Origin of the sequence: Pseudomonas sp. DSP3-2-3, assembly GCF_049898225.1 — a bacterium.
Taxonomy (GTDB): Bacteria; Pseudomonadota; Gammaproteobacteria; order Pseudomonadales; family Pseudomonadaceae; genus Aquipseudomonas.
The window spans coordinates 102,964-129,545 of record NZ_JAFCXH010000002.1 but is presented as its reverse complement, the minus strand read 5'-3'; the positions used below and the strand labels follow the sequence as shown (position 1 = coordinate 129,545).

30 protein-coding genes are annotated in these 26,582 nt (G+C 60.4%); 23 read left to right on the top strand and 7 right to left on the bottom strand.

Going from position 1 to position 26,582, the window contains the following annotated elements; genetic code table 11:
- Positions 1–26 precede the first annotated feature (26 nt).
- Both ACP7E4_RS03420 and ACP7E4_RS03415 read left to right on the top strand, forming a co-directional pair.
- Positions 27–464 (top strand): hypothetical protein, encoded by a 438-nt coding sequence (locus ACP7E4_RS03420; protein ID WP_426111872.1) that lies wholly within the window; start codon positions 27–29, stop codon positions 462–464.
- Positions 461–865, top strand: a complete 405-nt coding sequence (locus tag ACP7E4_RS03415; RefSeq protein WP_426111874.1) for an META domain-containing protein — start codon at positions 461–463, stop codon at positions 863–865. Before ACP7E4_RS03420 ends, ACP7E4_RS03415 begins: the two co-directional genes overlap by 4 nt.
- Before the next feature lie 119 nt (positions 866–984).
- On the opposite strand, the gene ACP7E4_RS03410 is transcribed toward ACP7E4_RS03415, so the two are convergent.
- Positions 985–1,452 carry a TlpA disulfide reductase family protein gene (locus ACP7E4_RS03410; protein WP_426111876.1) on the bottom strand — a complete coding sequence of 156 codons (468 nt, stop codon included), beginning with the start codon at positions 1,450–1,452 and terminating at the stop codon, positions 985–987.
- 118 nt (positions 1,453–1,570) lie between these two features.
- On the opposite strand from ACP7E4_RS03410, the gene arsC reads away from it, so the two are divergent.
- From arsC to ACP7E4_RS03325, 17 genes are all read left to right on the top strand, one after another.
- Positions 1,571–1,924, top strand: coding sequence for an arsenate reductase (glutaredoxin) (gene arsC, locus ACP7E4_RS03405; RefSeq protein ID WP_426111878.1), 354 nt, complete (start codon positions 1,571–1,573; stop codon positions 1,922–1,924).
- Positions 1,921–2,526, top strand: coding sequence for an NAD(P)H:quinone oxidoreductase (gene wrbA, locus ACP7E4_RS03400; RefSeq protein ID WP_065832077.1), 606 nt, complete (start codon positions 1,921–1,923; stop codon positions 2,524–2,526). The genes arsC and wrbA overlap by 4 nt, the downstream gene beginning before the upstream one ends.
- Positions 2,519–2,935, top strand: coding sequence for a DUF2069 domain-containing protein (locus ACP7E4_RS03395; RefSeq protein WP_426111881.1), 417 nt, complete (start codon positions 2,519–2,521; stop codon positions 2,933–2,935). Before wrbA ends, ACP7E4_RS03395 begins: the two co-directional genes overlap by 8 nt.
- 31 nt (positions 2,936–2,966) lie before the next feature.
- Complete coding sequence (locus ACP7E4_RS03390; protein WP_426111883.1) at positions 2,967–3,638, top strand: DNA-3-methyladenine glycosylase I; 672 nt, start codon at positions 2,967–2,969, stop codon at positions 3,636–3,638.
- A gap of 100 nt (positions 3,639–3,738) precedes the next feature.
- On the top strand, positions 3,739–4,410 hold the full coding sequence (locus ACP7E4_RS03385) for a GntR family transcriptional regulator (protein WP_426112070.1): 672 nt from the start codon (positions 3,739–3,741) through the stop codon (positions 4,408–4,410).
- A 98-nt stretch (positions 4,411–4,508) separates the two neighbouring features.
- Positions 4,509–5,441, top strand: coding sequence for a 4-hydroxyproline epimerase (locus ACP7E4_RS03380; protein WP_426111885.1), 933 nt, complete (start codon positions 4,509–4,511; stop codon positions 5,439–5,441).
- Positions 5,438–6,559 carry an NAD(P)/FAD-dependent oxidoreductase gene (locus tag ACP7E4_RS03375; RefSeq protein WP_426111887.1) on the top strand — a complete coding sequence of 374 codons (1,122 nt, stop codon included), beginning with the start codon at positions 5,438–5,440 and terminating at the stop codon, positions 6,557–6,559. Before ACP7E4_RS03380 ends, ACP7E4_RS03375 begins: the two co-directional genes overlap by 4 nt.
- The gene (locus ACP7E4_RS03370; RefSeq protein WP_426111889.1) at positions 6,552–6,788 is read left to right on the top strand and encodes a (2Fe-2S)-binding protein; all 237 of its coding nucleotides are present in this window, start codon (positions 6,552–6,554) and stop codon (positions 6,786–6,788) included. Before ACP7E4_RS03375 ends, ACP7E4_RS03370 begins: the two co-directional genes overlap by 8 nt.
- Entirely contained in the window at positions 6,785–8,038 is a 1,254-nt protein-coding gene (locus ACP7E4_RS03365; RefSeq protein ID WP_426111891.1) for an FAD-dependent oxidoreductase, read from the top strand. The genes ACP7E4_RS03370 and ACP7E4_RS03365 overlap by 4 nt, the downstream gene beginning before the upstream one ends.
- Before the next feature lie 295 nt (positions 8,039–8,333).
- The gene (locus tag ACP7E4_RS03360; protein ID WP_426111893.1) at positions 8,334–9,086 is read left to right on the top strand and encodes a helix-turn-helix domain-containing protein; all 753 of its coding nucleotides are present in this window, start codon (positions 8,334–8,336) and stop codon (positions 9,084–9,086) included.
- 198 nt (positions 9,087–9,284) lie between these two features.
- Positions 9,285–10,097 (top strand): transporter substrate-binding domain-containing protein, encoded by an 813-nt coding sequence (locus ACP7E4_RS03355; protein WP_426111895.1) that lies wholly within the window; start codon positions 9,285–9,287, stop codon positions 10,095–10,097.
- Between the two features lie 174 nt (positions 10,098–10,271).
- Positions 10,272–12,044 (top strand): aconitase X, encoded by a 1,773-nt coding sequence (locus tag ACP7E4_RS03350; protein WP_426111897.1) that lies wholly within the window; start codon positions 10,272–10,274, stop codon positions 12,042–12,044.
- Positions 12,037–12,702 carry an amino acid ABC transporter permease gene (locus ACP7E4_RS03345; RefSeq protein ID WP_426111899.1) on the top strand — a complete coding sequence of 222 codons (666 nt, stop codon included), beginning with the start codon at positions 12,037–12,039 and terminating at the stop codon, positions 12,700–12,702. Before ACP7E4_RS03350 ends, ACP7E4_RS03345 begins: the two co-directional genes overlap by 8 nt.
- A 23-nt stretch (positions 12,703–12,725) precedes the next feature.
- Positions 12,726–13,376 carry an amino acid ABC transporter permease gene (locus ACP7E4_RS03340; RefSeq protein WP_426111901.1) on the top strand — a complete coding sequence of 217 codons (651 nt, stop codon included), beginning with the start codon at positions 12,726–12,728 and terminating at the stop codon, positions 13,374–13,376.
- The gene (locus tag ACP7E4_RS03335; RefSeq protein WP_331150294.1) at positions 13,369–14,091 is read left to right on the top strand and encodes an amino acid ABC transporter ATP-binding protein; all 723 of its coding nucleotides are present in this window, start codon (positions 13,369–13,371) and stop codon (positions 14,089–14,091) included. Before ACP7E4_RS03340 ends, ACP7E4_RS03335 begins: the two co-directional genes overlap by 8 nt.
- Before the next feature lie 15 nt (positions 14,092–14,106).
- The gene (locus ACP7E4_RS03330) at positions 14,107–15,144 is read left to right on the top strand and encodes a trans-3-hydroxy-L-proline dehydratase (RefSeq protein WP_426111904.1); all 1,038 of its coding nucleotides are present in this window, start codon (positions 14,107–14,109) and stop codon (positions 15,142–15,144) included.
- 163 nt (positions 15,145–15,307) lie between these two features.
- Entirely contained in the window at positions 15,308–16,225 is a 918-nt protein-coding gene (locus ACP7E4_RS03325) for a dihydrodipicolinate synthase family protein (protein ID WP_426111906.1), read from the top strand.
- A 105-nt stretch (positions 16,226–16,330) separates the two neighbouring features.
- On the opposite strand, the gene ttcA is transcribed toward ACP7E4_RS03325, so the two are convergent.
- Entirely contained in the window at positions 16,331–17,155 is an 825-nt protein-coding gene (gene ttcA / locus ACP7E4_RS03320; RefSeq protein WP_426111908.1) for a tRNA 2-thiocytidine(32) synthetase TtcA, read from the bottom strand.
- A gap of 336 nt (positions 17,156–17,491) precedes the next feature.
- Here ttcA and ACP7E4_RS03315 point away from each other — a divergent pair, with 336 nt between their 5' ends.
- Both ACP7E4_RS03315 and ACP7E4_RS03310 read left to right on the top strand, forming a co-directional pair.
- Positions 17,492–18,094, top strand: coding sequence for a Yip1 family protein (locus ACP7E4_RS03315; RefSeq protein WP_426111910.1), 603 nt, complete (start codon positions 17,492–17,494; stop codon positions 18,092–18,094).
- A gap of 192 nt (positions 18,095–18,286) precedes the next feature.
- Positions 18,287–18,781: a SprT family zinc-dependent metalloprotease gene (locus ACP7E4_RS03310; RefSeq protein WP_426111912.1), complete on the top strand. Its 495-nt coding sequence runs from the start codon at positions 18,287–18,289 to the stop codon at positions 18,779–18,781.
- 130 nt (positions 18,782–18,911) lie between these two features.
- On the opposite strand, the gene ACP7E4_RS03305 is transcribed toward ACP7E4_RS03310, so the two are convergent.
- The 5 genes from ACP7E4_RS03305 to ACP7E4_RS03285 form a co-directional block, all read right to left on the bottom strand.
- Positions 18,912–20,093 (bottom strand): CaiB/BaiF CoA transferase family protein, encoded by a 1,182-nt coding sequence (locus tag ACP7E4_RS03305; protein WP_426111914.1) that lies wholly within the window; start codon positions 20,091–20,093, stop codon positions 18,912–18,914.
- Between the two features lie 117 nt (positions 20,094–20,210).
- Positions 20,211–21,569, bottom strand: coding sequence for a dicarboxylate/amino acid:cation symporter (locus ACP7E4_RS03300; RefSeq protein WP_426111916.1), 1,359 nt, complete (start codon positions 21,567–21,569; stop codon positions 20,211–20,213).
- 394 nt (positions 21,570–21,963) lie between these two features.
- The gene (locus tag ACP7E4_RS03295; RefSeq protein WP_426111918.1) at positions 21,964–23,301 is read right to left on the bottom strand and encodes an ATP-binding protein; all 1,338 of its coding nucleotides are present in this window, start codon (positions 23,299–23,301) and stop codon (positions 21,964–21,966) included.
- On the bottom strand, positions 23,298–23,975 hold the full coding sequence (locus ACP7E4_RS03290; RefSeq protein WP_426111920.1) for a response regulator: 678 nt from the start codon (positions 23,973–23,975) through the stop codon (positions 23,298–23,300). The genes ACP7E4_RS03295 and ACP7E4_RS03290 overlap by 4 nt, the downstream gene beginning before the upstream one ends.
- A gap of 185 nt (positions 23,976–24,160) precedes the next feature.
- Complete coding sequence (locus ACP7E4_RS03285; protein WP_426112078.1) at positions 24,161–24,592, bottom strand: hypothetical protein; 432 nt, start codon at positions 24,590–24,592, stop codon at positions 24,161–24,163.
- A gap of 204 nt (positions 24,593–24,796) precedes the next feature.
- Between ACP7E4_RS03285 and ACP7E4_RS03280 the strand changes: the two genes are divergently transcribed.
- Complete coding sequence (locus ACP7E4_RS03280; protein WP_426111922.1) at positions 24,797–25,591, top strand: dienelactone hydrolase family protein; 795 nt, start codon at positions 24,797–24,799, stop codon at positions 25,589–25,591.
- A gap of 200 nt (positions 25,592–25,791) precedes the next feature.
- Positions 25,792–26,517 (top strand): 4'-phosphopantetheinyl transferase family protein, encoded by a 726-nt coding sequence (locus ACP7E4_RS03275; protein WP_426111924.1) that lies wholly within the window; start codon positions 25,792–25,794, stop codon positions 26,515–26,517.
- The last annotated feature ends 65 nt before the right edge of the window (positions 26,518–26,582 follow it).

Sequence of the window (26,582 nt, the reverse complement as noted above, 5' to 3'; positions counted from 1 at the left end):
AGGATGCGCGCAATTTGGAGGACCCCATGGCCGAACACGATTTTCGCTACAGCATGCTCAACCCGCAACACACTCTGACCGAGTGCCGCACTTTGGCGCCCGGTCGCTATCAAGTCACCGGCAATGGCGGCTCGATTCATGACAACGATCAGTTGCTGGTCACCATCAAGGGCAGCAAAACCCTGCACATGCGCCTGATCGTCGCCAAAGTTCGACACTTGATCAACCCGCCCGGCCAATGGATTGCCGTGGCCAGCGGTCCGGTCTTCGACGAGCTGGCGATCCATCAGTGGAAGGTCAACTGCGACAGTTGCACGACCGTGCTGGATTTCGAGTTCATGGTTGACGCCAAACAAGGTGTTTCGGCGCAAAAACCGGCGGCTGCGGCGCGCATTGCCGAGCTGGGTTGGAAAACTGTTGGCGACAAACATCTGTGCAAGAAATGCCAGGAGAAAGCCGCATGAAACAGCTGGCTTTCCTGGGGTTGGTTGGCGGCGCGCTGCTGGTCGGTTGTGCGGCTCAGCCGCTGCCGATCAAACAGGATCAAAGCTATGTGCTGGAGTGGATCGGTGAACGCCCGCTGATCGACAGCAGCCACTTGACCATGACCTTGGGCGCGGACGGTCGCGCCTATGGCACGGGCGGCTGCAACCATTGGTTCGCGTCCTACACCCTGGACGAAAAAAGCATCAATTTCGGCCCGGTTGGCAGCACCCGCAAACTCTGTCCACCGGCGTTGATGGAGCAAGAACAGCGTTTCCTGCAGGCACTGGATAAAGTCCAGCGCTGGGACATCTCGCCCATCGACCAACTGCGCCTGTGGCCCGCCGAAGGCAAGCCGCTGCGGTTTTGGGAAGAGAGCTGATACGCCGCGCCAGCCAGTGTGGGAGCGAGCTTGCTCGCGAAGAACGATCACGCGGTAATCTGGCCCACCGAGGCGCCTGATTCGCGGGCAAGCCTCGTTCCCACAGGATGGCGTTGATTCTACCCTTCCCCACGCAACGCCTTCAGCCGCTGCGCAACACCGGCTGCGGTTTGTTCGCCGAGCAACTGCTCACGCAGCTTGCCCTTGTCGTCGATGATGTACGTCACCGGTAATGCTTCGCTTGGCGGCAGTTCGTAGCGTTCGGCCGGGTCCTGGGCCAGGACAGTGAACTTGATACCCAACGCGTTGGTAGCCGTTTTCAGGTCTTCGCCTTGCAGGTTGTCGAAGTTGACCCCAAGCACGCTGACCTGTTGATCCTTGAGCTGTTCGGACAACGCATTGAGCTCCGGGATTTCCGTGCGGCACGGACCACACCACTCGGCCCAGTAGTTGATGACCAGCCAATGCTTGTCGATGCGATTGCCCGCCACCTTCTGGCCGTTCTGATCCGTGCCCAGGTCCGCGCCGCAACCTGCAAGCAACAGACTGCCGACAACCGCTACTATCGCTGCCAATCGCCTTGCCATGTTTTCCCCCACTGCCATCGAATCAGAGCTAAACCTGCGACCGATCACCACCCCATGTTCAGCCGGTGCCATCACACGGGTAGAATAGCCGCCACCTTACGCAAGATGCGACCTGCAAATGACCGATCTGACGCTTTATCACAACCCGCGCTGTTCCAAATCACGCGGCGCGCTGGAACTGCTGCAAGTCCGCGGCCTGAGCCCGACCATCCTGCTGTATCTCGAAACCCCGCCCGACGCCGCGCAATTGCGCGAGCTGTTGGCCAAGCTGGGCGTCGGCGCCCGGCAACTGCTGCGCACCGGTGAAGACGACTACAAAACCCTCAATCTTGGCGATAAAAGCCTCAGCGACGACGATTTGATCGCCGCCATGGCGACTCATCCAAAACTGATCGAGCGTCCTATTTTGATCGCCGGCGACAAGGCAGCAATCGGCCGCCCACCGGAAAACATACTGGAGATCCTGCCGTGAGCGCGCCTTATATCCTGGTTCTGTTCTACAGCCGCAACGGCTCGACCAGCGAAATGGCCAGGCAGATCGGACGCGGTATCGAAGCTGGCGGAATGGAAGCGCGTCTACGCACCGTGCCGGCGATTTCCACCGAGTGTGAAGCCGTGGCGCCGAGCATCCCTGAAAGCGGCGCGTTGTATGCCAGCCTCGATGACCTGAAGAACTGCTCCGGCCTGGCCTTGGGCAGCCCGACACGTTTTGGCAACATGGCCGCGCCGCTCAAATACTTTCTCGACGGCACCAGCAATCTCTGGCTGACCGGCGCACTGGTCGGCAAACCCGCCAGCGTATTCACCTCCACCGCCAGCCTGCACGGCGGTCAGGAAACCACGCTGATGTCGATGCTACTGCCACTGCTGCACCACGGCATGTTGATCACCGGCCTGCCTTACAGTGAATCGGCGCTGGTGGAAACCAGCGGCGGCGGCACACCTTATGGCGCCAGCCATCACGCCGGTGCCGACGGCAAACGTCCGCTGGACAAGCACGAAACCGAGTTGTGTCGCGCGTTGGGCCAACGACTGGCGAAAACCGCGCAATTGCTGGAGACGCCTCGTGGCTAAACGGCCAAAAGTCCTCCCCGCGCTGGAATGGCTGGAACCCAGGGTGCGCATCAGCCGGGTCGTCAGCCTGATCTGCTTTTTGGGCCTGATCGCCCTGCTGACCATTTATTACCTGTTTATCGCCGACCTGCACGGCGCCAGGCCTTGGGTCATCCTGATCATCGAACTGGTGCCCTTGCTGCTGCTTGCCCCCGGCATGCTGGTCGGCAACACGCGCAGCCATTCCTGGACCTGCTTCGTGGTCAACCTGTACTTCATCAAGGGTGCGCTGGCGGCTTACGATCCAAATCGCTCGGTGTTCGGCGTGCTGGAAATGCTCGCCAGCCTGGCCGTGTTCACCAGTGCATTGCTGTACGTGCGCTGGCGTTTTCAATACAACCGCAAACTTGCGGGTGAAGGTTCGGTCTGAGGTTTACCCAGACCCGTGCGTTGGAGCATGAATGCAAGACTACAAATGGCTGAATGAGTATTGCCTGAACCGTTTCGGCTCAGCGAACGCCCTGGAAGCACATCTGCCGACACCCAAGACCACCAGACAACTGCAAGCCATCAGCGCCGACCGTTATCTGTCGACCATGGCGCTGCGGGTGTTTCGTGCCGGTTTGAAGCACAGCCTGGTGGATTCGAAGTGGCCGGCGTTCGAAGAAGTGTTCTACCGCTTCGATCCGGAAAAAGTCGTGCTGATGGGCGCCGACCATCTGGAGCGCCTGATGCAGGATGCGCGGATCATTCGCCACCTGGGCAAGCTCAAGAGCGTGCCGCGCAATGCACAGCTGATCCTGGACATCGAGCAGGAACACGGCAGCTTCGGCCAGTTCATCGCGCAATGGCCGGTGGATGACATCACCGGGCTGTGGCAATACATCGCCAAGCATGGCAACCAGATGGGCGGCCTTTCCACTCCGCGCTTCCTGCGCATGGTCGGCAAAGACACCTTCATCCCGACCTGGGACGTGGTCGCCGCGCTGAACGCACAAAAAATCGTCGACAAGGTGCCGACCAGCAAACGCGATCAAGCCATCGTCCAGCAGGTGTTCAATCAGTGGCACAGTGAAAGCGGGCGGCCGTTGTGTCAGCTCTCGGCGATGCTGGCGTTTACCGTCAACCACTGATTTTTTTCCGCCAACCCCCGACAGAAGCGCTCGCCATCACGCGCTTCGTATACCATATCCGCCAGTCAACCCAACATGAGTCATCTGCGTGCCCCTTCTTCTGCCTGACGCTCCCAACCTCGGTGTCGCCCCTTCGGCGTCCGAAGTGATTGCCAAACACCTGCGCGACGCCATTATTTCCGGGCATTTCGCCGAGGACGAGCCTATTCGTCAGGACGACATCGCCAAGGTCTTCAACGTCAGCAAGATTCCGGTGCGCGAAGCCCTGAAACGCCTGGAAGCCGAAGGTCTGGTGCAATTCCAGCGCAACAAGGGCGCGGTGGTCACGCGGATTTCCGAGCCGGAGCTGGCGCAGATTTTCGAAGTGCGGGTCCTGCTGGAGGTTCAGGCGATTCGCCTGGCCGTGCCGAAGATGACCGACGACCACATCAAACGGGCGTTGGCCATCTGCGATGAGTTCATGACCGACGACAACGTAGGACGCTGGGCGGAACTCAACTGGGCTTTTCACACTTGCCTGTATGAAGCGGCCGAGCGGCCTTTCCTGCTCAACCTGATTCGCTCGATCCACGACAAGGTCGAACGCTACCTGCGCCTGCAAATGAGCTTCGCCGAAGGCAAGCTGCGCGCCGATCAGGAACACCGGGAGATTCTCCAGGCCTGTGCTGATCGCAACGTCGACAAAGCCGCCGAACTGATCGATCACCACATCATCGGCGTGTGCCGCGAGCTGTACGCGCACCTGCCCAACGAGTCGATCCGCGAAGTCTGAGGCTGTGCCGATTTCGTCATCGACGCAGGCGAAATCCTTCAAGACCTTCCACACCGTCAGCGTCACTCTGTAGTCGTCTCTCAACGGCAGGTGACCTGATGAAACGCATCCGCATTCTCGATTCCCACACCGGCGGCGAACCGACGCGGCTGGTGCTGGAAGGCTTCCCCGAACTGGGCACCGGCAGCATGGCCGAACGCCGGCAGATCCTTGCTGAGCAGCACGACGACTGGCGCGCCGCAACCGTGCTGGAACCGCGCGGCAGCGACGTGCTGGTGGGCGCGTTGCTCTGCGAGCCGGTTGATCCCGATGCGTGTGCGGGGGTGATTTTCTTCAATAACAGCGGTTATCTGGGCATGTGCGGCCACGGCACCATCGGGTTGGTGGTCTCGCTCGCGCATCTGGGCCGCATCAGCGCGGGAGTGCATCGCATCGAAACCCCGGTGGGCACGGTTGAAGCCACGCTGCATGAAGATGGTTCGGTCAGCGTGCAGAACGTGCCGTCCTATCGCTATCGCAAGGCGGTGAACGTCGAAGTGCCCGGCATCGGCAGCGTTACCGGGGATATTGCCTGGGGCGGCAACTGGTTTTTCCTGATTGCAGAACATGGTCTGAGCATCAGCAGCGACAATCTCGACGCACTCACCGCCTATACCTGGGCGGTGCGTCAGGCCCTGGAATCGCAACGCATCCTCGGCGAAGACGGCGGCGAAATCGATCACATCGAGCTGTTCGCCGACGACGATCACGCCGACAGCCGCAACTTCGTGCTCTGCCCCGGCAAAGCCTACGACCGCTCGCCCTGCGGCACCGGCACCAGCGCCAAACTGGCGTGTCTGGCCGCCGACGGCAAACTCGCGCCGGGGCAGATCTGGCACCAGGCCAGCGTGATCGGCAGCCAGTTCGAAGGTTTCTATGAATGGCAGGGCGAGCGCGTGGTGCCGACCATTCGTGGTCGCGCCCACATCAGCGCCGAAGCGACATTGCTGCTGGCCAGCGACGACCCGTTCGCCTGGGGCATTCGCCCGTGACGGCGGAGCGATCCGCCGATGTGATCATCATTGGCGGCGGGATTATCGGCGCCGCCTGCGCCGATGAACTGGCCAGCCAGGGTCTTGACGTGCTGGTGCTCGATTGCAATCGACCTGCCGCAACCGCAGCGGGCATGGGCCATCTGGTGGTGCTGGACGACAATCGCGACGAACTGGCCCTCAGCGAATATTCCGTACGCGCCTGGCGCGAACTGGCCCCGCAACTGCCGGAAGACTGCGCGATGCGCACCAACGGCACGCTGTGGCTGGCCTGCAACGCGGAAGAAATGGACGCGGCCCGCGCCAAACAACAGACCTTGCAGGATTACGGCATGAGCTGCGAGCTGCTTGGCGCGCAAGCCGTGGCCGAAGCGGAACCCGCGTTGCGCAGCGGTTTGCATGGCGCTCTCAGAGTCAGCGGCGACGGGATTCTCTACGCGCCGAATGCCGCGCGCTGGCTGTTGCAACGCCATGGGCCGCGCATCCGCCAACGCACAGCGCAGGTCACCGAGGTGCAAGGCAATCGGCTGCGCCTGGCTGACGGCCAATGGCTAAGTGCGACGGCGATAGTTCTCGCCAACGGCATCTACGCCAGCGAGTTATGCCCGGAGCTGCCGCTGCACGGCAAGAAAGGTCACTTGTTGATCACTGATCGCTATCCCGTACAAATCCGCCACACGCTGGTGGAACTGGGCTACGTCACCAGCGCCCATAACGCGACAGGCCCTTCCGTGGCGTTCAATGTGCAACAGCGGCCCACCGGTCAGCTGTTCGTTGGCTCCTCCCGGCAGTTCGATAATCAGGACGCCGAAGTCGAAGGCTGGATGCTCGGTCGCATGCTGCGCCGGGCCAGTGAATTCCTGCCGGGGCTGAGCCAGATGACGGCGATTCGCAGCTGGACCGGTTTTCGCGCCGCGACTCCAGACGGGCTGCCGCTGATCGGCGAACATCCCCGCCAACCCGGCCTGTGGCTGGCGGTCGGCCACGAAGGACTGGGAGTTACTACCGCGCCCGGCACTGCGCGTCTGCTTGCCGCACAACTGTTGCGCAAGCCTGCGCCGCTGCCGATTGACGCTTATCTGCCGCAACGTTTCATCGGAGCCGCCGCCCATGCCTGAGTTGCGTATTGATGGTCAACTGCTTGAGGTCATTCCCGGCACAACCGTGGCCGCAGCGCTGGACCTGATCGGCGACGGCTGCAGCCGAACCTCGGTGAGCGGTCAGCGGCGTGCGCCGTTGTGCGGCATGGGAATTTGTCAGGAATGCAGGGTCAGCATCGACGGCAAACGCCGTTTGGCTTGTCAGACGCTATGCCACGACGGCATGAATGTGGAGACGCGGCCATGAACGAGTCAGTCGACTTGCTGATCATCGGTGCAGGCCCGGCAGGACTGGCGGCGGCCTTGGCGGCAGCGCCCAGCGGAGCACGCATTGCATTGCTTGATGACAATCCGTTGCCGGGCGGGCAGATCTGGCGCGACGGACCGCAGGCGGATATTCCCGCTCAGGCCCGATCCATGCGCGATGAAATCCAGGCTTTTGCCAACATCAGCCGGTACAGCGCCAGCAAAGTCATCGCCCGTGGCGGGCCTCGGCAATTGCTGGTGGAAAACGCCGAGCGCGGCTGGCTGATCAGCTACGAAAAACTGATCCTGTGCACCGGCGCTCGTGAATTGCTGCTGCCCTTCCCCGGCTGGACTTTGCCAGGTGTCACCGGCGCGGGCGGTCTTCAAGCCCTGATCAAAGGCGGCCTGTCCGTGAAGAACCAACGCGTGGTAATCGCGGGCAGCGGCCCGCTGTTACTGGCCAGTGCGGCGACCGCCAATGCCAAGGGCGCGCAGGTGTTACGTATTGCCGAACAGGCGTCGATGACTGCGCTGGCCGGTTTCGCCGCAAGTCTCTGGCAATGGCCGAACAAGGCCTGGCAAGCCATTGGATTGATTGACGCGCAATACCGCCCGGCCAGCCATGTGATCGCTGCGCTGGGCACGAATCGCCTGGAAGCCGTGCGAGTCCAGACTGGTCAGCGCAGCGAAGAAATCCCCTGTGAACGGCTGGCCTGCGGCTTTGGTCTGGTGCCGAACGTCGAATTGGCTCAGGCCTTGGGCTGCCAGGTGATTGACCGCGCCATCGTCGTGGATGAATGGCAGGCAACCCGCCTGGAGCATCACTACGCAGCGGGGGAATGCACCGGCTTTGGTGGCAGCGAACTCGCGCTGGTTGAGGGTCGCATTGCCGGTTTGGCGGCCATGGGCTGGCAGCAACAGGCGCAAGCGCTATGGCCGCAACGCCAGCGCTGGCAGCGTTTTGCCGATGCGTTGCGGCGCAGTTTCGCCCTTGCTCCCGCGATCAAAAACCTCGCCGAGCCGGAGACGCTGGTGTGCCGGTGCGAGGACGTTTCCTACGCCGCGCTGGCGGAGCATTGCGACTGGAAACACGCCAAACTCGCCACCCGCTGCGGCATGGGCGCTTGCCAGGGCCGCATCTGCTCGACCGCCACGCAAACCCTGTTCGGCTGGGAGCCACCGGTAGCCCGCCCGCCCTTCAGCCCGGCGCGGGTGGAGACGTTGATGGAGTTGGATTCACTGGACCTGTAGGAGTCGAGCTTGCTCGCGAAGAACATAACGCGGTGTATCTGGATCACCGAGGCGTCCAATTCGCGGGCAAGCCTCCAACGGATCTGGACGTACAGCCGATGCATTTGCGTCTACTGGAATGCCGTCTTCCCGGCTAAAGCCGGTCCCACAATGGGACCGGCTTTAGCCGGGAAGGCGTCGGTTCCGACAATACGTCTGCGGCGCCTGGCGGTTGACCCCAGACATAGAACAAGTTCTGTGCATCCCAAGTCACTTGCAGCATCATCCAGTCAACTCTTCTCCTCAGACTTCGCCAATGCTCGACCTGACCCAAACCCCCGCCCCGCGCAATCTTGAACAACTGCTCGCCAGTCTTGAGCTGGTGGCGCCGTTGCTGGATGCGATTCCGGGTGTGGTGTTTTTCATCAAGGACACCCAGGCGCGGTATGCGCTGGTCAATCACACGCTGGCGTTTCGCCTGGGCTTCAAGCACAAAAGTGATCTGGTCGGGCGCACCGCCGAAGAGGTGTTCCCGGCGCGCTTTGGCCCGCAATACACCGAGCAGGACCGGCGCGTGCTGGCCGATGGCAGGCAGCTGACCGATCAACTGGAACTGCACCTTTATTATGGCAACCAACCGGTCTGGTGCCTGACCCACAAACTCGCCTTGAGGAATCAGTCAGGGGCAATCATCGGCCTGGCGGGCACCTCGCGGGATCTGCAACTGCCGCAGTCGACGCATCCGGCCTATCCCAAGCTGGTCGCGGTCGACGCTTATATTCGCGAGCATTTCGCCCGGCCCATCACCCTTGCCGAACTGACGTCCATCGCGGGCCTGTCCATCGCGCAACTGGAGCGGCAATGCAAACGCATCTTCCAGCTCACGCCCCGACAGATGATTCACAAAGCGCGTCTGGGTGAAGCATCGCGGCTGTTGCTGCAAGACATGTCCATCACGGAAATCGCCCTGCGCTGCGGTTACACCGACCACAGCGCGTTCAGCCGCCAGTTTCGCGCCCTGACCGGATTTTCCCCGAGCCAGTATCGGGAATCCCAAGGCGACGCGTGACGCTCGCCTGTGCACCAATGAAGCACCCCGCCCACTATTTGCTCCCTTATGTAACAGCCTTGGACTGTTGAATTCTGCGATAAACCGCTGCAACCGTTGCTTATAGCTATTCCGGCAAAACAGGCACAACCTGTGCATATCAAATATCGTATACGAAATTACTTATCCTGATTTCTTCACTCACACCATGAGGCGTTTATGAAAAATCCAGCTGTCGCTGCTGCCCTCCTTGCCGCAATGAGTGTTTCCCTGATCAGTACCGCCCAGGCCGACAAACTCGATGACATCATCGATTCCGGCAAGCTGCGCTGTGCGGTGACGCTGGACTTCCCGCCCATGGGCCTGCGCGATGAAAAGAATGTCCCGGTTGGCTTTGATGTCGACTACTGCAACGACCTGGCGAAGGTGCTGGGAGTAACTGCCGAGATCGTCGAGACGCCGTTCCCGGACCGGATTCCTGCGCTGGTCTCGGGCCGCGCCGACATTATCGTGGCCTCGACTTCCGACACCCTGGAGCGGGCCAAGACCGTGGCAATGAGCGTTCCCTACTTCGCGTTCTCCATGGTGGTGCTGACGCGGGAAAACACTTCGATCAACAGTTATGAAGACCTCAAGGGCAAGCCGGTGGGCAATACCAGTGGCACCTTTGAAGCCATCGCCCTGGAAAAAGACCAGAAGAAATGGGGCAGTGGCAGCTTCCGCGCCTATCAGACCCAGAACGACACGATCCTCGCCGTTGCCCAGGGCCATATCGATGCGTCGGTGGTGACCAACACCGTGGCCGCCGCGACCATCAAGTCCGGCAAATACAAAGGCCTGAAAGTTGCGGGCAACGCGCCGTATGTCATCGACTACGTGGCACTGGCCGCCAAGCGCAATGAATACGGCCTGATCAACTACCTGAACCTGTTCGTCAACCAACAAGTGCGCACCGGGCGCTACGCTGAACTGTATGAAAAGTGGGTCGGCGGCAAGCCAGTTGATCTGACGGTGCCAGCGGTTTATCGCTGAGTTACTGGAGCCGCAATGCTCTGGCCCCTGTGGGAGCGAGCTTGCTCGCGAATGCACTTTTACAGGCATGAAAATGGGTTGTTTGAAATAGGCCCTTCGCGAGCAAGCTCGCTTCCACCACGCTCGTCAGCAAAAAGTTACACAGGTTTTTGCTTACCCATTCAGGAGCCACCCATGCCGGATGTTTCACTCAACGCCCGCTGTCTGGTCAGCGGCTCGGCCCAGGGCGAGTTGCTGTGGGCCGAGGTCGGCTTGAGTTTCTGGGGCGGGGTCGATCCGTTCAGCGGCGAGGTCATTGACCGGCATCACCCGCTCAGCGGGCAGATCATCAGCGGCCGCATTCTGGCGATCCCCAGCGGCCGTGGTTCCTGCACCGGCAGCAGCGTATTACTGGAGCTGATCCTCAACGGTCATGCGCCGGCTGCACTGGTGTTTGAACAGGTCGATGACATCCTGACCCTGGGCGTGGTGATTGCCGAGCAGATGTTCGACCGCTCAATCCCGGTGATCAGCGTGGGGCGCGAAGGATTTTCCGCCCTGCGGGAGATGTCCTGGGCGCAGGTCGAAGCGGACCGGCTCAGTGCTTATGCCGAGCAGCCCGCCGTCGCGCTTGAAGCAACCGCTGCACCCGCCCAATTGCCATGGCAGCCAAGCCTGAAATTGAGCGAAAACGACCAACATTTTCTCGCCGGCAGGCATGGCAAGGCGGCGCAAGTCGCGATGGGCATCATCTTGCGCATGGCGGAACTGCAAGGCGCCCACGAACTGCTGGATATCACCCAGGCGCACATCGACGGCTGCATTTATACCGGTCCGGCGAGCCTGCGTTTTGCGCAACAACTGGTGCAATGGGGCGCCAACGTGCGCGTGCCAACCACCCTGAATTCCATTTCCGTCGACAAGCGCCGCTGGCGGGAGCTGGGCATTGACAGCGCGCTCGGCGAACCGGCCAGTCAGCTGGGCGATGCCTACCTGAACATGGGTGCCACCTTGAGCTTCACCTGCGCGCCGTATCTGCTCGACAGCGCGCCCAAGGCCGGCGAACAAATCGTCTGGGCCGAATCCAATGCGGTGGTCTACGCCAACAGCGTGATCGGCGCCTACACCCTGAAATATCCGGATTACCTCGACATCTGCATCGCCCTCACCGGCCGCGCGCCATTGACTGGCTGCCATCTGGCCGAACAACGCTATGCCCGGGTGCGCATCGAGCTGCCACCGCTGGCCGATCTGGACGACAGCTTTTATCCGTTGCTCGGCTATCACGTCGGGCTGTTGTGCCGCAGCGAAATCCCGCTGGTGTGCGGTCTGGAACAGGCGCGGCCGAGTCTGGATGACTTGAAAGCTTTTGGTGCGGCATTCGCCACCACCTCAGCAGCGCCGATGTTCCACATTGCCGGGGTGACGCCGGAAGCGAGCACGGCCGAACTGGCCTTGGGCGGGCATGCGCCGACGCGGACGTTGCGCATCACCCACGCGCAACTGTTGAGCAGCTGGCGCGAACTGGACAGCGCGCAGGAACCGCAGGTTGATCTGATTTCCCTGGGCAATCCGCATTTTTCAGCCAGCGAATTCGCCGCGCTGGCACAGCTTTGCCAGGGCAAACAGCGCCATCATGACGTGCCAATGGTGATTACTTGTGGCCGCGATGTGCTGGAACAGGCCCGGCGCGCGGGTGATATCGCCGTGCTCGAAGCCTTCGGCACGCAGTTCGTCACCGATACGTGCTGGTGCATGCTCGGCGAACCGGTAATCCCGGTCGCCGCACAGACATTGATGACCAACTCCGGCAAATACGCGCATTACGCGCCAGGTCTGGTGGGCCGCAAAGTGCACTTCGCCAGCCTTGCCGAATGTGTTGCGACAGCGTGCAGCGGCGTGGCCAGCGGTCACTTGCCCGCCTGGCTCAGCCAACCGGAAGCGCCAGCGGAGCTTGCTTATGTTTGATTACAACTTCCACTGGCGCGCCGCATTCAAAGCCTTGCCGGACATGCTCGGCGGCGCGTGGGTAACCTTCGAAACCGCCGCGTTGTCGATGATTCTCGGCGTATTGATCGCCTTGTGCCTGACCTTCATGCGCCAGGGCAAGAATCCGCTGCTGCGGGGCTTTGCCGCCACCTGGATTTCCATCGCGCGCAACACGCCGTCGCTGTTCCAGGTGTACATCCTGTATTTCGGCCTGGGTTCGTTCGGGCTGCATATCAGTTCCTGGGCCGCGTTGCTGGCGGGTATCACCATCAATAACGCCGGCTACCTGGCCGAGAATTTTCGCGGTGGGCTCAAGGCGGTACCTGACACTCAACTGCGTGCCGCCCGCTCGCTGGGCATGAGCGCCCCGCAAGCCTATCGCTTGATCGTCATCCCGCAATTGCTGCGCATCGTGTTTTATCCGCTGACCAACCAAATGGTCTGGGCGGTGTTGATGACCTCCATGGGCGTGATCGTCGGGCTCAACGACGACCTGACCGGCGTCACCCAGAATTACAACGTGATGACGTTCCGCACCTTCGAATTCTTCGCCATCGCGGCGGTGCTCTATTACCTGATCGCCAAGGCCATCGTGTTCATCGCACGGCTGCTGTCCTGGCGCCTGTTTCGTTATTAAGAGCGTTATGAGGAGGGATGGACATGTTCAATAGCAGCTTTACCTGGAACGACATGCTGTTCCTGCTGGATGGCGCGAAAGTGACGATCTTGCTGACCCTCGCGGCGATGGCCATCGGCACCCTCGCCGGGGTCATCTGCGGGTTTCTGCGCGCCCTGCTGCCTCGCTCGACAATCCCGCTGGCGTGGCTGCTGGACGTGTTTCGCAGCGTGCCGTTGCTGATTCAATTCGTGTTGTTCAATGCCCTGAAAAGTATCGTCGGCTTGAACTGGTCAGCCTTTGCCGTGGCCTGCGTGGTGCTCGGTTTGTATGTCACCGCGTATTGCACCGAGGTCGTGCGTAGCGGCGTGTTGTCGGTGCCGATGAGCGTGCGCCGCGCCAGCCGCTCGTTGGGTTTGACCTACTGGCAGGACTTGCGTCAGATCGTTCTGCCCATGGCGACACGCGTGGCATTTCCCGGCTGGGTCAACCTGCTGCTGGGCGTCATGAAAGACACGTCGCTGGTGATGTGGATCGGCATTGTCGAGTTGCTGCGCGCTTCGCAAACCATCGTTACCCGGATTCAGGAACCGTTGCTGGTGTTGTGCATCGCCGGCGCGATTTATTACGTCATGAGCCTGGTGGTTGCCCGCCTCGGCACCCGACTGGAAGCAAGGTGGCAGGAAAATGATTGAGATCGACAACGTACACAAATCGTTCGGCGAACTTGAAGTCATCAAGGGCGTGAGCCTGACCGTCAACAAGGGCGAAGTGGTGTCGATCATCGGCGGCTCGGGCTCGGGCAAATCCACATTGCTGATGTGCATCAACGGCCTGGAGTCGATCAAGAGCGGCAGCATTCGCGTGGATGGCACCGAAGTACACGCCAAGTCCACCGACATCAATAAGTTGCGGCAGAAAATCGGCATCGTCTTCCAGCAATGGAACGCGTTCCCGCACCTCACCGTGATGGAAAACGTGATGCTGGCGCCGCGTACCGTACTGGGCAAAAGCAAGGCCGAAGCCGAGGAACTGGCGGTCCGCCAGCTGACCCACGTCGGGCTGGCGGACAAGCTCAAAGTGTTCCCCGGCAAGCTGTCCGGTGGCCAGCAACAGCGCATGGCAATCGCCCGCGCGCTGGCCATGTCGCCGGATTACATGCTGTTCGACGAAGCCACTTCGGCCCTCGATCCGCAACTGGTGGGCGAAGTGCTGGACACCATGCGCATGCTCGCCGAAGACGGCATGACCATGATTCTGGTGACCCACGAAATCCGCTTTGCCCGGGACGTGTCAGATCGCGTGGCGTTTTTCCGCAACGGCCTGGTGCATGAAATCGGCACCCCGGATCAGGTCATCGGTAACCCACAGCGGCCGGAAACCGCTGATTTCCTCAAGTCCATCAACTAGCAGGAGGCCCGACTGATGCGTTCATCGAAAGTCATTCATGTGGTCAGCTGTCACGCCGAGGGTGAAGTCGGCGATGTGATCGTCGGCGGCGTCGCGCCCCCGCCCGGCGAGACGATCTGGGAGCAATCGCGCTGGATCGAACGTGACAATGTGTTGCGCAACTTCATGCTCAACGAACCGCGCGGCGGCGTGTTCCGCCATGTGAATCTGCTGGTGCCGCCGAAGAATCCCAAGGCGCAGATGGGCTGGATCATCATGGAACCCGCCGACGTGCCGCCGATGTCCGGCTCCAACTCGCTGTGCGTCGCCACGGTGCTGCTGGACACCGGCATTTTGCCGATGACCGAGCCGGAAACCCGGCTGATACTGGAAGCGCCCGGTGGCTTGATCGAGGCCGTGGCGCAGTGCAAGGACGGCAAAGTGCAGAGCGTCGAAGTGCGCAACCTGCCGTCGTTCGCCGACCAGCTGGGTGCCTGGATCGAAGTGCCAGGGATCGGCTCGGTCCAGGTTGACACAGCCTATGGAGGCGACAGTTTCGCGATTGTCGACTCCATCAAACTGGGCTTTGCCCTGACCGCCGACGAGGCAAAAGATCTGGTGGAAACCGGCCTGAAAATCACCCTCGCCGCCAACGAGCAATTAGGCTTCGAACACCCGCTGAATCCGGACTGGAAACACATTTCCTTCTGCCAGATCGCCGCCCCGCTGCACTACGAACACGGCATCGCCACCGCCGCCAATGCCGTGGTGATCCGCCCCGGCAAGATTGATCGATCGCCCTGCGGCACCGGCTGTTCGGCGCGCATGGCAGTCTTGCATGCCAAAGGCCAACTGGCGGTGGGCGAACGCTTTGTCGGGCGTTCGATCATCGGTTCGCAATTCAACTGCCGCATCGACAGCCTGACCGAGGTTGCCGGACGCACAGCCATTGTCCCGGCGCTGTCAGGCCGGGCGTGGATCACCGGCACCCATCAACATTTGCTTGATCCGAGCGACCCATGGCCTGAGGGCTATCAGTTGTCGGATACCTGGCCGGTGGGGTTGCAGCTTTGAATTGATCACCGTGGGAGCGAGCTTGCTCGCGAAGGGGCCAGTTGTTCTTCATGCAAGGTTGGGCCTGAGTAAATGCCTTCGCGGGCAAGCCTCGCTCCAACGGGCAAAATTTGCTTAATCTTAAACGTATACGAAATACCATTCATCCAAAACGGAGTCACTCATGAGCCAACACGTATCCTGGAGCGGCGTTTTCCCAGCCGTCACCACTCAATTCAACGCCGATTTTTCCGTCAACCTGGAAGCTACGCATAAGGTCATCGCCAATCTGGTCCGCGATGGCGTTTCGGGGTTGGTGATTTGCGGCACCGTCGGTGAAAACACCTCGCTGAGCGTGGCCGAGAAAATCAGTCTGGTGGAAGTCGCCAAAGACGCGTCTGCCGGACGTGTACCGGTGATTTCCGGGATCGCCGAGTTCACCAGCACCAACGCCTGCGACGTTGCCAGACAAGTGGCCAAGGCCGGTGCCGACGGGATCATGCTGATGCCGGCGCTGGTGTATTCGTCCAAGCCGTTCGAAACCGCCGCGCACTTTCGCACTGTGGCCGCCGCCACCGATGTGCCGATGATGGTCTACAACAATCCGCCTATTTATAAGAACGATGTCACGCCGGACATCCTGATTTCCCTGGCCGACTGCGACACCATCGTCTGTTTCAAGGACTCTTCCGGCAACACCAATCGCTTTATCGACGTGCGCAATGAAGTCGGTGATCGCTTCATCTTGTTCGCAGGCCTGGACGATGTGCTGGTGGAAAGCGTTGCGGTGGGTGCGGTGGGCTGGGTGTCGGGCATGTCCAACGCCTTCCCGAAAGAAGGCGAAACCCTGTTCCGTCTGGCCAAAGCCGGGCGCTTCGCCGAAGCCATGGCACTTTATGAGTGGTTCATGCCGCTGCTGCACCTGGACGCACGTCCGGATCTGGTGCAGTGCATCAAGCTCTGCGAAGCCATCATGGAACGCGGCAGCGCCCTGACCCGCCCACCCCGCCTGGCCCTGCCGGATGCGGATCGGCAATACGTCGAGGGCTTGATGGCTACGGCCATGGCCAGTATGCCGGTGTTGCCGGAGGTGGGGTTGTAAGGGAGCGGCGAATTCGTCGTTGGAGCGTGGCAGCACAATCCAGGTGATGCCACTTCATTGTGGGAGAGGCCCCTCTCCCACGCGCCCATGGAATCTCCAACGCATCTAGATATTGACGATGCTCACAAACCGCGAAGCCGCCGTCTCATCGATGCGCAGGTTGTTGAAGTCGAACAGATTGCGGTCGGCCAGCTGTGAGGGCTGGACGTTCTGCAGGCTGCGGAAAATGCTGTCGACGCGGCCGGGAGTCTTGCGTTCCCAGTCCTGCAGCATGTCCTTGACCACCTGACGCTGGAGGTTTTCCTGGGAGCCGCAAAGATTGCACGGGATGATCGGGAAGTTCTTGAAGTCGGAATAGGCCTGGATGTCTTTCTCATGGCAGTACGCCAGCGGGCGGATTACCACGTTGCGGCCATCGTCGGCGCGCAGTTTGGGCGGCATGGCCTTGAGCGTGCCGTTGAAGAACATATTGAGGAAGAAGGTTTCGACGATGTCGTCGCGGTGATGACCGAGAGCCATCTTGGTCGCACCGATTTCATCGGCGAAGGTGTACAGCGTGCCGCGACGCAGGCGTGAACACAGCGAACAGGTGGTCTTGCCCTCCGGGATCAGTTCCTTGACCAGCGAGTAGGTGTCCTTTTCGACGATGTGATATTCGACGCCCAGTGATTTCAGATACGCCGGCAGTACGTGCCCGGGAAAGCCGGGCTGCTTCTGGTCCATGTTCACCGCGACGATCTCGAAGCGCACCGGGGCGACTTTCTGAAAGTGCATCAGCACATCGAGCAATGTGTAGCTGTCCTTGCCGCCGGACAGGCAGACCATCACTTTGTCGCCCTCTTCAATCATTTTGTAATCGGCCACGGCTTCACCGGCCTGGCGGCGCAGGCGTTTCTGCAGTTTGTTCTGATTGACTGAAAGGGTGCCCATGGCGCTGATATCCGGTGGCTGTGACAAGGGGGAAGCTGGAAAGGCGGCTATTTTACGCATAAAGAATTCAGGCATAAAGAATGCGCGCAGTTAGCGACTGATGGCAGGTAAATGGCAATTCGGCAACCATCGGCTATTAGCAGCGGGCCTGACATTGCCAATCACTCTAAGCAACACGGTTTTCCGGGTTCACGGCTTTCTATACTGCGTGGAGAGGTCGCATCCGTTGATCCATTCAAGTTGTGGCCTTTTACCTGCGGAGCTGTACCTGTAGGGCTTTGCCCGCGCAGGCGCCCTTGTCGGGCACGGCATACACGAGCGGAAGGAGTGACACGCATGATCCATCACGTCTGGGGACTGTTCACGCATCCCGATCAAGAATGGCAACAGATACGTGGCGAAGAGGAAGAAAGCATTGGCCACATGTACCTCACCCACACCCTGATCCTTGCCGCGATCCCCGCGGTTTCGGCGTATATCGGCACCACCCAGATCGGCTGGGTGATTGGTGATCGAGCACCGGTGATGCTCACCCATGAAAGCGCGCTGTGGATGACGATCATGTCGTACCTCGCCATGCTCGCTGGAGTCGCCGTAATGGGCGGTTTCATTCACTGGATGGCCCGCACCTATGACGCCACGCCGAGTCTGGCGCGCTGCATCGCTTTTGCAACCTACACCGCGACACCGCTGTTCATCGGCGGGCTGGCGGCGCTCTATCCGCATATGTGGCTGGGCATGCTGATCGGCACAGCGGCCATTTGCTACACCGTTTATCTGCTGTACGTCGGGCTACCGACTTTCATGGGCATACCGGCTGACGAAGGCTTCATGTTCTCAAGCTCGGTACTGGCCGTGGGATTAGTGGTGCTGGTGGCGATCATGGCGTTTACCGTGGTGCTGTGGGGAGTCGGTGTAGGGCCCGAATACACCAATTGATCTAATGAGGACATTGTGGGAGCCAACTTGTTGGCGAGGCGCTGCGTCAGGCCGCTTCGCGAGCAAGCTCGCTCCCACAAAGTTCGCGCATTCAAGAAGGCCTATTCGTCTATCCACAACCATTCGGCAGCTCGGGTTTTCGGCTAGCCCCGGCTTTGCGTCATACTTGGCTTCTCTGGAGATCGAGAAAGCATGGCCGAGCAACTCAATACCCGTGTCGAAGTCTGTTATCAACAAGCCGAAGAATTTTTCAAACGCCCTTTCAAACGCCCGGTAGTCAGCCTCAAGCTGCGCGGCCAGAAGGCTGGCGTCGCGCATTTGCACGAAAACCTGCTGCGTTTCAATCCGCAGCTGTACCGCGAGAACAGCGAAGACTTCCTGCGCCAGACCGTGCCTCATGAAGTCGCACACCTGATTGCCCATCAACTGTTTGGCGATCATATCCAGCCGCATGGCGAAGAATGGCAGCTGATCATGCGCGGCGTGTACGAACTGCCGCCCAATCGCTGCCATACCTACGCCATCAAGCGCCGCAGCGTAACCCGCTACATCTACCGCTGCCCTTGCGCTGGCAGCGACTTCCCGTTCTCGGCCCAGCGTCACCAACTGGTCAGGAAAGGCCGGCGTTATTTATGTCGGCGCTGTCGGGAGACACTGGTGTTCAGTGGTGAGACGCGGGTGGAATAGCACCTCTGCCCCGCAAACAACCTAAAACAGTGGGAGCGAGCTTGCTCGCGAAGAGGCCAGTACATCCACAAAGGATCTGGACACTGAACTGTTGCCTTCGCGAGCAAGCTCGCTCCCACCAATCAATACGTTACAGAATAGCGCCGGCATCACGCATCGCGGCCACCTCATCGGGAGAAAACCCCAACTCCACCAGCACCTCTTCACTGTGCGCCCCCAGTTCAGCGCCAATATGGCGGGGTCCCGCCAGGCCGTCCGAGAACTTCAAGGGACAGGCGATTTGCGCCTGGGTAGTGCCATCCTCTCTCGGCACCTGCGTGACCAGCGCCCGCGCCTGCAATTGCGGATGCAGCAGCGCTTCGGACAGGCTCAGCACCGGCTCGACACAGGCATCGATCTGCGCGAAACCTGCCTGCAACTCCGCGAAGCTGCGCTTTTCGAACTCCATTCTCAGCTCGTTTTTCAGCGCGGCCTGGACCTGTGGCGAAGCAGACAAGCCTTGCGTTGCCAACTCCGGCCTGTCCAGCGCAGTGCACAATGCCTGCATGAATGCCGGTTCCAGGCTGCCCACGGCAAACCAGCGCCCGTCTCGACTGCAGTAATAGTCGTAGAAGCTGCCGCCGTTTAGCAGCTGTTTCTCCCGTTCAGGTTCAACCCCACAGGTCAGATAACCCGCGCCGGCCATGGCGTTCAGGCTGAAAGCGCAGTCGGTCATGCTCACATCGACGTATTGCCCCAATCCGGTTTGCTGGCGGGCAACCACGGCGGCCAGCAGACCAATCACGCCATGCAGCGAACCGCCCGCCACGTCTGCCGCCTGAATACCCAGCGGCAGCGGTCCGCTTTCACGTCGCCCGGTGTAACTGGCAACGCCGGCCAGCGCCAGGTAATTGATGTCATGCCCTGCCCTGTCTCGATACGGCCCGGTCTGGCCATAACCGGTAATCGCGACGTAGATCATGCGCGGGTTGAGCGCCTTGAGCGCTTCGTAACCGATCCCCAGCCGGTCCATCACGCCGGGGCGGAATTGTTCCAGGACGATGTCGTAATCCACCACCAGACGCTTGATCACCTCCAGCGCGGCGGGCTGCTTCAAGTCCAGCGCCAGGCTGCGCTTGTTGCGGTTCAGCCAAGCGTGGCTGGCGGACGTACCTTGATCATGCGGCGGCAGGTTGCGCAGCAGATCTGGCCGCGTCGGCGATTCGATGCGCAGCACTTCGGCGCCCATGTCCGCCAGCAACAGCGAAGCAAACGGGCCCGGCAGCAGGGTTGAAAAATCCAGCACTTTGAGTGACGACAGCGGACCTTGCATGGACGCTCCTTGGCAAGACTGAGGTGCGTTCAGCGTAGCCCTGCTGAACATCAAGCTGAGCAATCGCAGGAATAAAAAAACCCATCCGAAGATGGGTTTTTGGTGCGACGCGTGCCGTTAGATCGGTTTACGTGTCGGGATAGGGCGAGTCAGCGGCTCAGGAGCCAACTCTGCTACGCCCAGATCATCTACTGGACCGGTGTTGTCGATGCCACGGCCGCCAGAGATCAGCTCCGATTGCAGCTTGTCGTTGTCGAGTTCGCCGACCCACTTGGCAACCACCAGCGTGGCAACAGCGTTGCCGACCAGGTTGGTCAGTGCGCGCGCTTCAGACATGAAGCGGTCGATACCCAGGATCAGCGCCAGACCGGCAACCGGCAGGTGACCAACCGCCGACAGGGTTGCAGCCAGTACGATAAAGCCGCTACCGGTCACGCCAGCAGCACCTTTGGACGACAGCAGCAATACCAGCAGCAGGGTGATCTGGTGCGTGATATCCATGTGGGTGTTGGTCGCTTGAGCGATGAACACGGCCGCCATGGTCAGGTAGATCGAAGTACCGTCCAGGTTGAACGAGTAACCGGTCGGGATTACCAGACCTACTACCGACTTCTGCGCTCCCAGGCGTTCCATCTTGATCAGCATGCGTGGCAGTGCCGATTCCGAAGAGGAAGTACCCAGCACGATCAGCAGCTCTTCACGGATGTAGCGGATCAGCTTGATGATGCTGAAGCCGTGAGCGCGAGCGATGCCGCCCAGTACGACCAGCACAAACACGACGCAGGTGATGTAGAAGCAGATCATCAACTGACCCAACTGCACCAGCGAGCTCACGCCGTAGGCACCGATGGTGAACGCCATGGCGCCGAAAGCACCCAGTGGCGCCAGCTTCATGATCATGTTGATGATGTTGAACATCACGTGCGCAAAGCGATCGATGAAGTCCAGGACCGGCTTGCCGTAGGCACCCAGGCGATGCAGCGCGAAGCCGAAGATCACCGAGAACATCAATACTTGCAGGATGTCGCCGTTGGCGAAGGCACCGACAATGGTGTTCGGAATCACGTTAAGGATGAAGCCAACGATGCTCTGGTCTTTACCCGCTGTGACATAAGCGGCGATTTTCGAGGCATCAAGCGTGGTGACATCGATGTTCATGCCGGCGCCCGGCTGAACAACGTTGACCACGATCAGACCGATCAGCAAGGCGATAGTCGAAACGATTTCGAAGTACAGCAGCGCGTAGCCGCCAGTCTTGCCGACCGACTTCATGTTCTGCATACCAGCGATACCGCTGACCACGGTGCAGAAGATGATTGGGGCAATGACCATTTTGATCAGTTTGATGAACCCGTCGCCCAGCGGCTTGAGGGCCTTGCCGGTTTCCGGATAGAAGTGACCGATCAGAACGCCGATCACAATTGCTACGATCACCTGGAAGTACAGGGATTTATACAGGGGCTGACGAGTCGTCATGTTGAAGTCCTCAAGAGTGTCGTCGCATCATCCAACTGACGCACGCGGCACCTAACGAGCTAACCCTCCTGCAACTGGAGGGATTTGTTTTGGCGAGCTGCACGGGGCAGACCTCTACCGCACATATCGCAAGGTGCGTGCCAGTTCCGAAAAAGCGGCGCAAAAGCAATGGTTGCGGGGGTTTTCTGTTGAATGGGGTTTGTGAACCGCCATGAGCGTGGCGGTTTTCCGCCTGGAAGCCGGAAATTATCGGCGACGGTGGCGGGTATCCGCCTCATGAGGTTTTTTTGTGGGCCGAACGTGTTGGCTGAAGCGGTGGACCCAGGTGCACCGCTTCGCGAGCAAGGTGGATCGCCACCCCGGTCGCTCCCACACAAATTCGCTCGTGGGAAGGTCAGAAATGAATCCTGAACGCCGCGCCACCCAAAGGCGAATCCTCCAGGGTCAGACGCGCGCCATAGCTTTCGATGATGTCCTTGACCACCGCCAGACCGATGCCCTGTCCGGGGTTCTGGCGATCCAGACGTTCGCCCCGTTGCAGAATGCGTTCGCGCTGACTTGTGGGTACGCCCGGACCGTCGTCTTCGACACACAACTCATCGCCATCTTCACCGGAGCGCAGGCTGACTCGCACTTCACTCAGGCACAGGCGATAGGCGTTTTCCAGCAGATTGCCGAGCATTTCCAGCAAGGCGCCCTGCTCCATGGGCACCACGCATTCTTCGGGCAGATCCAGCGTGACCTTGACCTGCTTGTCGCGATAAACCTTTTCCAGCGTATTGCACAGGCTCTCAACCACCGGCCGCAACGCCACGTGATGCCGCACCAGACCGCTCTTGCGCAGGCTGGCACGTTGCAACTGGTAACCGATCTGCTGGCTCATGCGCTCGATCTGCGATTGCAGAATACGCGCCTGTTCCAGGTCTTCCGGGCGCTTGGCCATGGTTTCGCTGACACCCTGCAATACCGCGAGCGGGGTTTTCAGGCTGTGGGCCAGATCGCCGAGGGAATCGCGATAACGGATGCGCTGTTCGCGCTCGCTGAGCAGCAGACGGTTCAGGGAACCGGTAAGCCGCAACAGTTCGCTGGGATGATTTTCACTCAGGCTGTCCCGCGCGCCGGATTCCACCTGATCGAGTTCCTGACTCAAGCCGCGCAACGCACGCAAGCCCCAGGTCAAGCCGATCCAGAGCAGCGCCAACAACACCAACAACGCAGCGCCAAAGCCCAGATAGAGTTTTTCCCGCAGCGCCGCCACGGTTTCCTGATACTCGCGAACCGGTTGCAAGGCGACGATGCTGAACGCGGCATTGCGCCCGCCGAGCAACTTGATCTCGACGTCATAGACGAAGAACTCTTCGCCGTTAGGCTCTTTGATCTTGGCGAATTCGCTGCCATTGCCGTCATAACGTGGCTGGTAGTCGATGAATTCGTCTTCAGTGGCCAGCGAACGCCAGACCAGTTCGCCCTGGCGGTTGTAGATGTAGCCCAACAATCGGCTGGACGGCAGGTTGAATTGCTCGCCCGGTAAAACCGAAGGCATCAACAGGCGACCGTTTTCAACCCGCGCGGCGGAAATCAGCGTCGTGACGTCCGACGCCAGACGCTGCTCGATGGAACCGCGCAAGGCCAGGCTGAAAGCGCCTTGCAGGGCAGGCAACATCAACAGCATGAAAATCACTGCCAGGGTCGCGGCACCAATCAGCAGCCGCAGATGCAGCGAACGAATCATTTACAGCGCTCGGAAAACAGGTAACCCAGCCCGCGCACGGTTTCGATAGGTTTGAAGGCGTTGGCGCCTTCGATCTTGCGGCGCAGGCGGCCGACCAGCACCTCGATCACATTTGGATCGCGCTCTTCGTCATCGGGGTACAACTGCTCCATCAAGCGTTCTTTGGGCACCACTTGCTGATGATGGCGCATCAGGTATTCGAGAATCCGGTATTCATAGGCGGTCAGCGCCAAGGGCTGTTCGTCCATGGACGCCTGCTTGCGGTTCAGATCGAGTAATAACGGCCCGGCGACAATCGTCGCCTGAATGAAACCGCTGGAGCGCCGCAGCAGCGCGTTAAGGCGTGCTTCCAGCTCTTCGAACTGGAACGGCTTGACCACGTAGTCGTCCGCGCCGGCCGCCAGACCTTCAACCTTGTCTTGCCAGTTGCCCCGCGCGGTCAGGATCAGGATCGGAAACGCCTTGCCCTGGGTGCGCAGCTGGCGAATCAGATCAAGGCCGCCCATGCCGGGCAGGCCGAGATCGATCACCGCGAGGTCGTGATTGAACTGTCCGGCCTGATAAAGCGCCTCTTCAGCATTGGCCACCGCCTCGACCACGTGACCGGACTCGGTCAGCCGGGTCAGCAAGTGATGCCGCAACAAGGCCTCATCCTCAACCACCAACAACTTCATGACGCTCTCCTGGGCATGCCAGCTCAATTTGATGAAATTTCAATTCGGGAGGGTCGGTAGGAGGGGGCTTGTCCCCGAAAAACCTCACCTCGGACCGCGTTGATTTTCGGCTTCTCAATGCCTGATTGATTGCCATCGGGGACAAGTCCCCTCCTACCGGATCTCCCGCAGGCCTGATATGTGCATCACAACCGGTACTGCGTCGGCAGCCAGTCTTGCGGGCTGCCGGTCAGACTCGTCGATACCTGAACCGAATCGCCCGGACCGATTGTGCCAGCCCTGAACAGATTAGTGCGGCCAACCTGCGCCGGACTTACATCGTAGTGCCCCGACAGGCTTTCCCGTGCGACCGGCATGCCATTATGCGTGCCGGAAAGGTTTTGATAACCGACCGAATAATACGGCTGGTTTGCGTGCGGATGATTGGCATTCTGCTGGCTCAAGCCCTGGCTCCACACATGGCTCGTCCCGTGGCGCAGTTCGCTCTCGGTTCGGTCCATGCGCTCGCTGGTCTTGCCCGGCGGCGGGGTCAGTTCCAGCGCGCCATCGGCAGCTTGCGCAGCTGCACTGCCGCCGAGAAAAGCCAGGGCCAGGAAAAACTTGTTGAATGTCAGCATAGTCACCTCCGCTCGCGCATCGCGCTGTCTGAGTACGGGTTCAGACTAATCCCGGCGCCCTGAACCATCCCTGAACACCCTCTCATAGGTTCTGTACGTCAGCTGAATAACTATCTACCGCATCCGCTGCCACGCCGGCGGGCACAATCGACTAGGCTTGCCCATCATCCCGTGACACTGCACTTATAAGAGAAGGAGCTGATCATGCGTTTCTGGATTGCATTGCTGATGATGGGCCTGGCAGGCCTGGCCCAGGCGGAAATCAAGACCCGGCAGGTGGACTATCAAAGCGCTGACGGCACCAAATTAGTGGGCTATTACGCTTATGACGACGCCGTCAAAGGCCAGCGCCCTGGCATCATCGTCGTCCACGAATGGTGGGGGCTGAACGACTACGCCAAGCACCGCGCCCGTCAACTGGCCGCGCTGGGTTACAGCGCCATGGCCATTGATATGTACGGCGAAGGCAAGAATACCGAGCATCCCAAGGACGCCCTGGCCTTCATGCAGGCAGCGCTTAAAGACAGCAAGGCCGCCGCCCAGCGTTTCGATGCCGGGCTTGAGCAGTTGAAAAAACAACCACAGACCAACCCGAACAAGGTCGCCGCCATCGGCTACTGCTTCGGCGGCAAGATCGTGCTCGATGCCGCCCGTCGCGGTGAGGCTCTGGCTGGCGTGGTCAGCTTCCACGGTGCACTGGTCACCGATACGCCCGCCACACCCGGCAGCGTGAAAGTGCCAATGCTGGTGGAGCACGGCGCCAAGGACAGCATGGTCACCCCGGAAAACGTCGCGGCATTCAAGAACGAAATGGACAAGGCCGGTGCCGACTACAAGTTCGTCAGCATAGAAGGCGCCAAACACGGCTTCACCAACCCCGACGCCGACCGCCTCAGCCATGGCGAACACGGCGGCCCGGATATCGGCTACGACAAGGCGGCCGATCGGAGTTCGTGGACGGACATGCAGGTGTTTTTGAAGCGGGTGTTTGGGCCGTAGAAGACTCGGCACATCCAGGGAGCGTTAGTTGTGGGAGCGAGCTTGCTCGCGAAGACCATTTCCAGGGCCAGGAAGGCACTGGATTCCCTGGCCTCTTCGCGGGCAGGCCTCGCTCCAACGGAAATTAGCTTCGCCTCTAAAAATTTGGCCGAAGCCGACCGCCCTTCCCCATTTCTCATTCCCCCGGCAAAATGCCGCCCATGACTCAAACCACGACACTGCCCGCCTGCTGCCCCGCGCTGACTCATCATTGGCCATTGCCTCAAACCCTGGACGGCGCGGTGTTGGTGAGCGCTCGTTTCAATCCTGCGCAACTGGTGGAAGGCGACTTTGAGCGCTGCCGGATCGCCCAGCCCGCCAGCATCCAGCGCTCGGTCGCCAAGCGGCAGACCGAGTTTCTCGCCGGGCGGTTATGCGCCATGGAAGCCATGCGGCGGCTGGACGGACGGCAATTGGCGCCCGACCTGGGTGAAGACCGCGCGCCGGTCTGGCCTGCTGATATTTGCGGGTCGATCACCCACAGCACCGGCTGGGCCGCAGCCATCGTCGCTCACAAACAGCAATGGCGAGGATTGGGGCTGGATACGGAAAACATGCTCAGCCTTGAGCGCGCCTCGCGACTGGCCGGGGAAATCCTCACGCCTGAGGAAATGGCACAGATGGCCGCCGGCCCCGCAGAGCAGATCGCGTTGCGGGTCACCCTGACGTTTTCCATCAAGGAAGCGCTGTTCAAGGCGCTGTATCCCATCGTGCAACAGCGCTTCTATTTCGAACACGCGCAACTGCTGGAATGGTCCAAAGACGGCCACGCCCGCCTGCGCCTGCTGACCGACCTGTCCAGCGAATGGCACAACGGCAAGGAGCTGGAGGGGCAATTCAGCGTGCAGGACGCGCATGTGTTGAGTCTGGTGAGTATTGCGGGCTGAAGCCTCGCCAACAAGTTGGCTCTCATCAACACCGCATTTGCATCTGACCAATGAGGACCCGTGGG

Coding starts and splice junctions, on each gene's coding strand:
- ACP7E4_RS03305 (WP_426111914.1), bottom strand. CDS start 20,093: ATGCAAGGTCCGCTGTCGTCACTCAAAGTGCTGGATTTTTCAACCCTG.
- ACP7E4_RS03295 (WP_426111918.1), bottom strand. CDS start 23,301: ATGATTCGTTCGCTGCATCTGCGGCTGCTGATTGGTGCCGCGACCCTG.
- arsC (WP_426111878.1), top strand. CDS start 1,571: ATGACCGATCTGACGCTTTATCACAACCCGCGCTGTTCCAAATCACGC.
- ACP7E4_RS03300 (WP_426111916.1), bottom strand. CDS start 21,569: ATGACGACTCGTCAGCCCCTGTATAAATCCCTGTACTTCCAGGTGATC.
- ACP7E4_RS03290 (WP_426111920.1), bottom strand. CDS start 23,975: ATGAAGTTGTTGGTGGTTGAGGATGAGGCCTTGTTGCGGCATCACTTG.
- ACP7E4_RS03390 (WP_426111883.1), top strand. CDS start 2,967: ATGCAAGACTACAAATGGCTGAATGAGTATTGCCTGAACCGTTTCGGC.
- ACP7E4_RS03275 (WP_426111924.1), top strand. CDS start 25,792: ATGACTCAAACCACGACACTGCCCGCCTGCTGCCCCGCGCTGACTCAT.
- ACP7E4_RS03365 (WP_426111891.1), top strand. CDS start 6,785: ATGAACGAGTCAGTCGACTTGCTGATCATCGGTGCAGGCCCGGCAGGA.
- ACP7E4_RS03325 (WP_426111906.1), top strand. CDS start 15,308: ATGAGCCAACACGTATCCTGGAGCGGCGTTTTCCCAGCCGTCACCACT.
- ACP7E4_RS03415 (WP_426111874.1), top strand. CDS start 461: ATGAAACAGCTGGCTTTCCTGGGGTTGGTTGGCGGCGCGCTGCTGGTC.
- ACP7E4_RS03380 (WP_426111885.1), top strand. CDS start 4,509: ATGAAACGCATCCGCATTCTCGATTCCCACACCGGCGGCGAACCGACG.
- ACP7E4_RS03310 (WP_426111912.1), top strand. CDS start 18,287: ATGGCCGAGCAACTCAATACCCGTGTCGAAGTCTGTTATCAACAAGCC.
- ACP7E4_RS03360 (WP_426111893.1), top strand. CDS start 8,334: ATGCTCGACCTGACCCAAACCCCCGCCCCGCGCAATCTTGAACAACTG.
- ttcA (WP_426111908.1), bottom strand. CDS start 17,155: ATGGGCACCCTTTCAGTCAATCAGAACAAACTGCAGAAACGCCTGCGC.
- ACP7E4_RS03335 (WP_331150294.1), top strand. CDS start 13,369: ATGATTGAGATCGACAACGTACACAAATCGTTCGGCGAACTTGAAGTC.
- ACP7E4_RS03340 (WP_426111901.1), top strand. CDS start 12,726: ATGTTCAATAGCAGCTTTACCTGGAACGACATGCTGTTCCTGCTGGAT.
- ACP7E4_RS03315 (WP_426111910.1), top strand. CDS start 17,492: ATGATCCATCACGTCTGGGGACTGTTCACGCATCCCGATCAAGAATGG.
- ACP7E4_RS03350 (WP_426111897.1), top strand. CDS start 10,272: ATGCCGGATGTTTCACTCAACGCCCGCTGTCTGGTCAGCGGCTCGGCC.
- ACP7E4_RS03280 (WP_426111922.1), top strand. CDS start 24,797: ATGCGTTTCTGGATTGCATTGCTGATGATGGGCCTGGCAGGCCTGGCC.
- ACP7E4_RS03420 (WP_426111872.1), top strand. CDS start 27: ATGGCCGAACACGATTTTCGCTACAGCATGCTCAACCCGCAACACACT.
- ACP7E4_RS03410 (WP_426111876.1), bottom strand. CDS start 1,452: ATGGCAAGGCGATTGGCAGCGATAGTAGCGGTTGTCGGCAGTCTGTTG.
- ACP7E4_RS03355 (WP_426111895.1), top strand. CDS start 9,285: ATGAAAAATCCAGCTGTCGCTGCTGCCCTCCTTGCCGCAATGAGTGTT.
- ACP7E4_RS03330 (WP_426111904.1), top strand. CDS start 14,107: ATGCGTTCATCGAAAGTCATTCATGTGGTCAGCTGTCACGCCGAGGGT.
- ACP7E4_RS03285 (WP_426112078.1), bottom strand. CDS start 24,592: ATGCTGACATTCAACAAGTTTTTCCTGGCCCTGGCTTTTCTCGGCGGC.
- ACP7E4_RS03345 (WP_426111899.1), top strand. CDS start 12,037: ATGTTTGATTACAACTTCCACTGGCGCGCCGCATTCAAAGCCTTGCCG.
- ACP7E4_RS03370 (WP_426111889.1), top strand. CDS start 6,552: ATGCCTGAGTTGCGTATTGATGGTCAACTGCTTGAGGTCATTCCCGGC.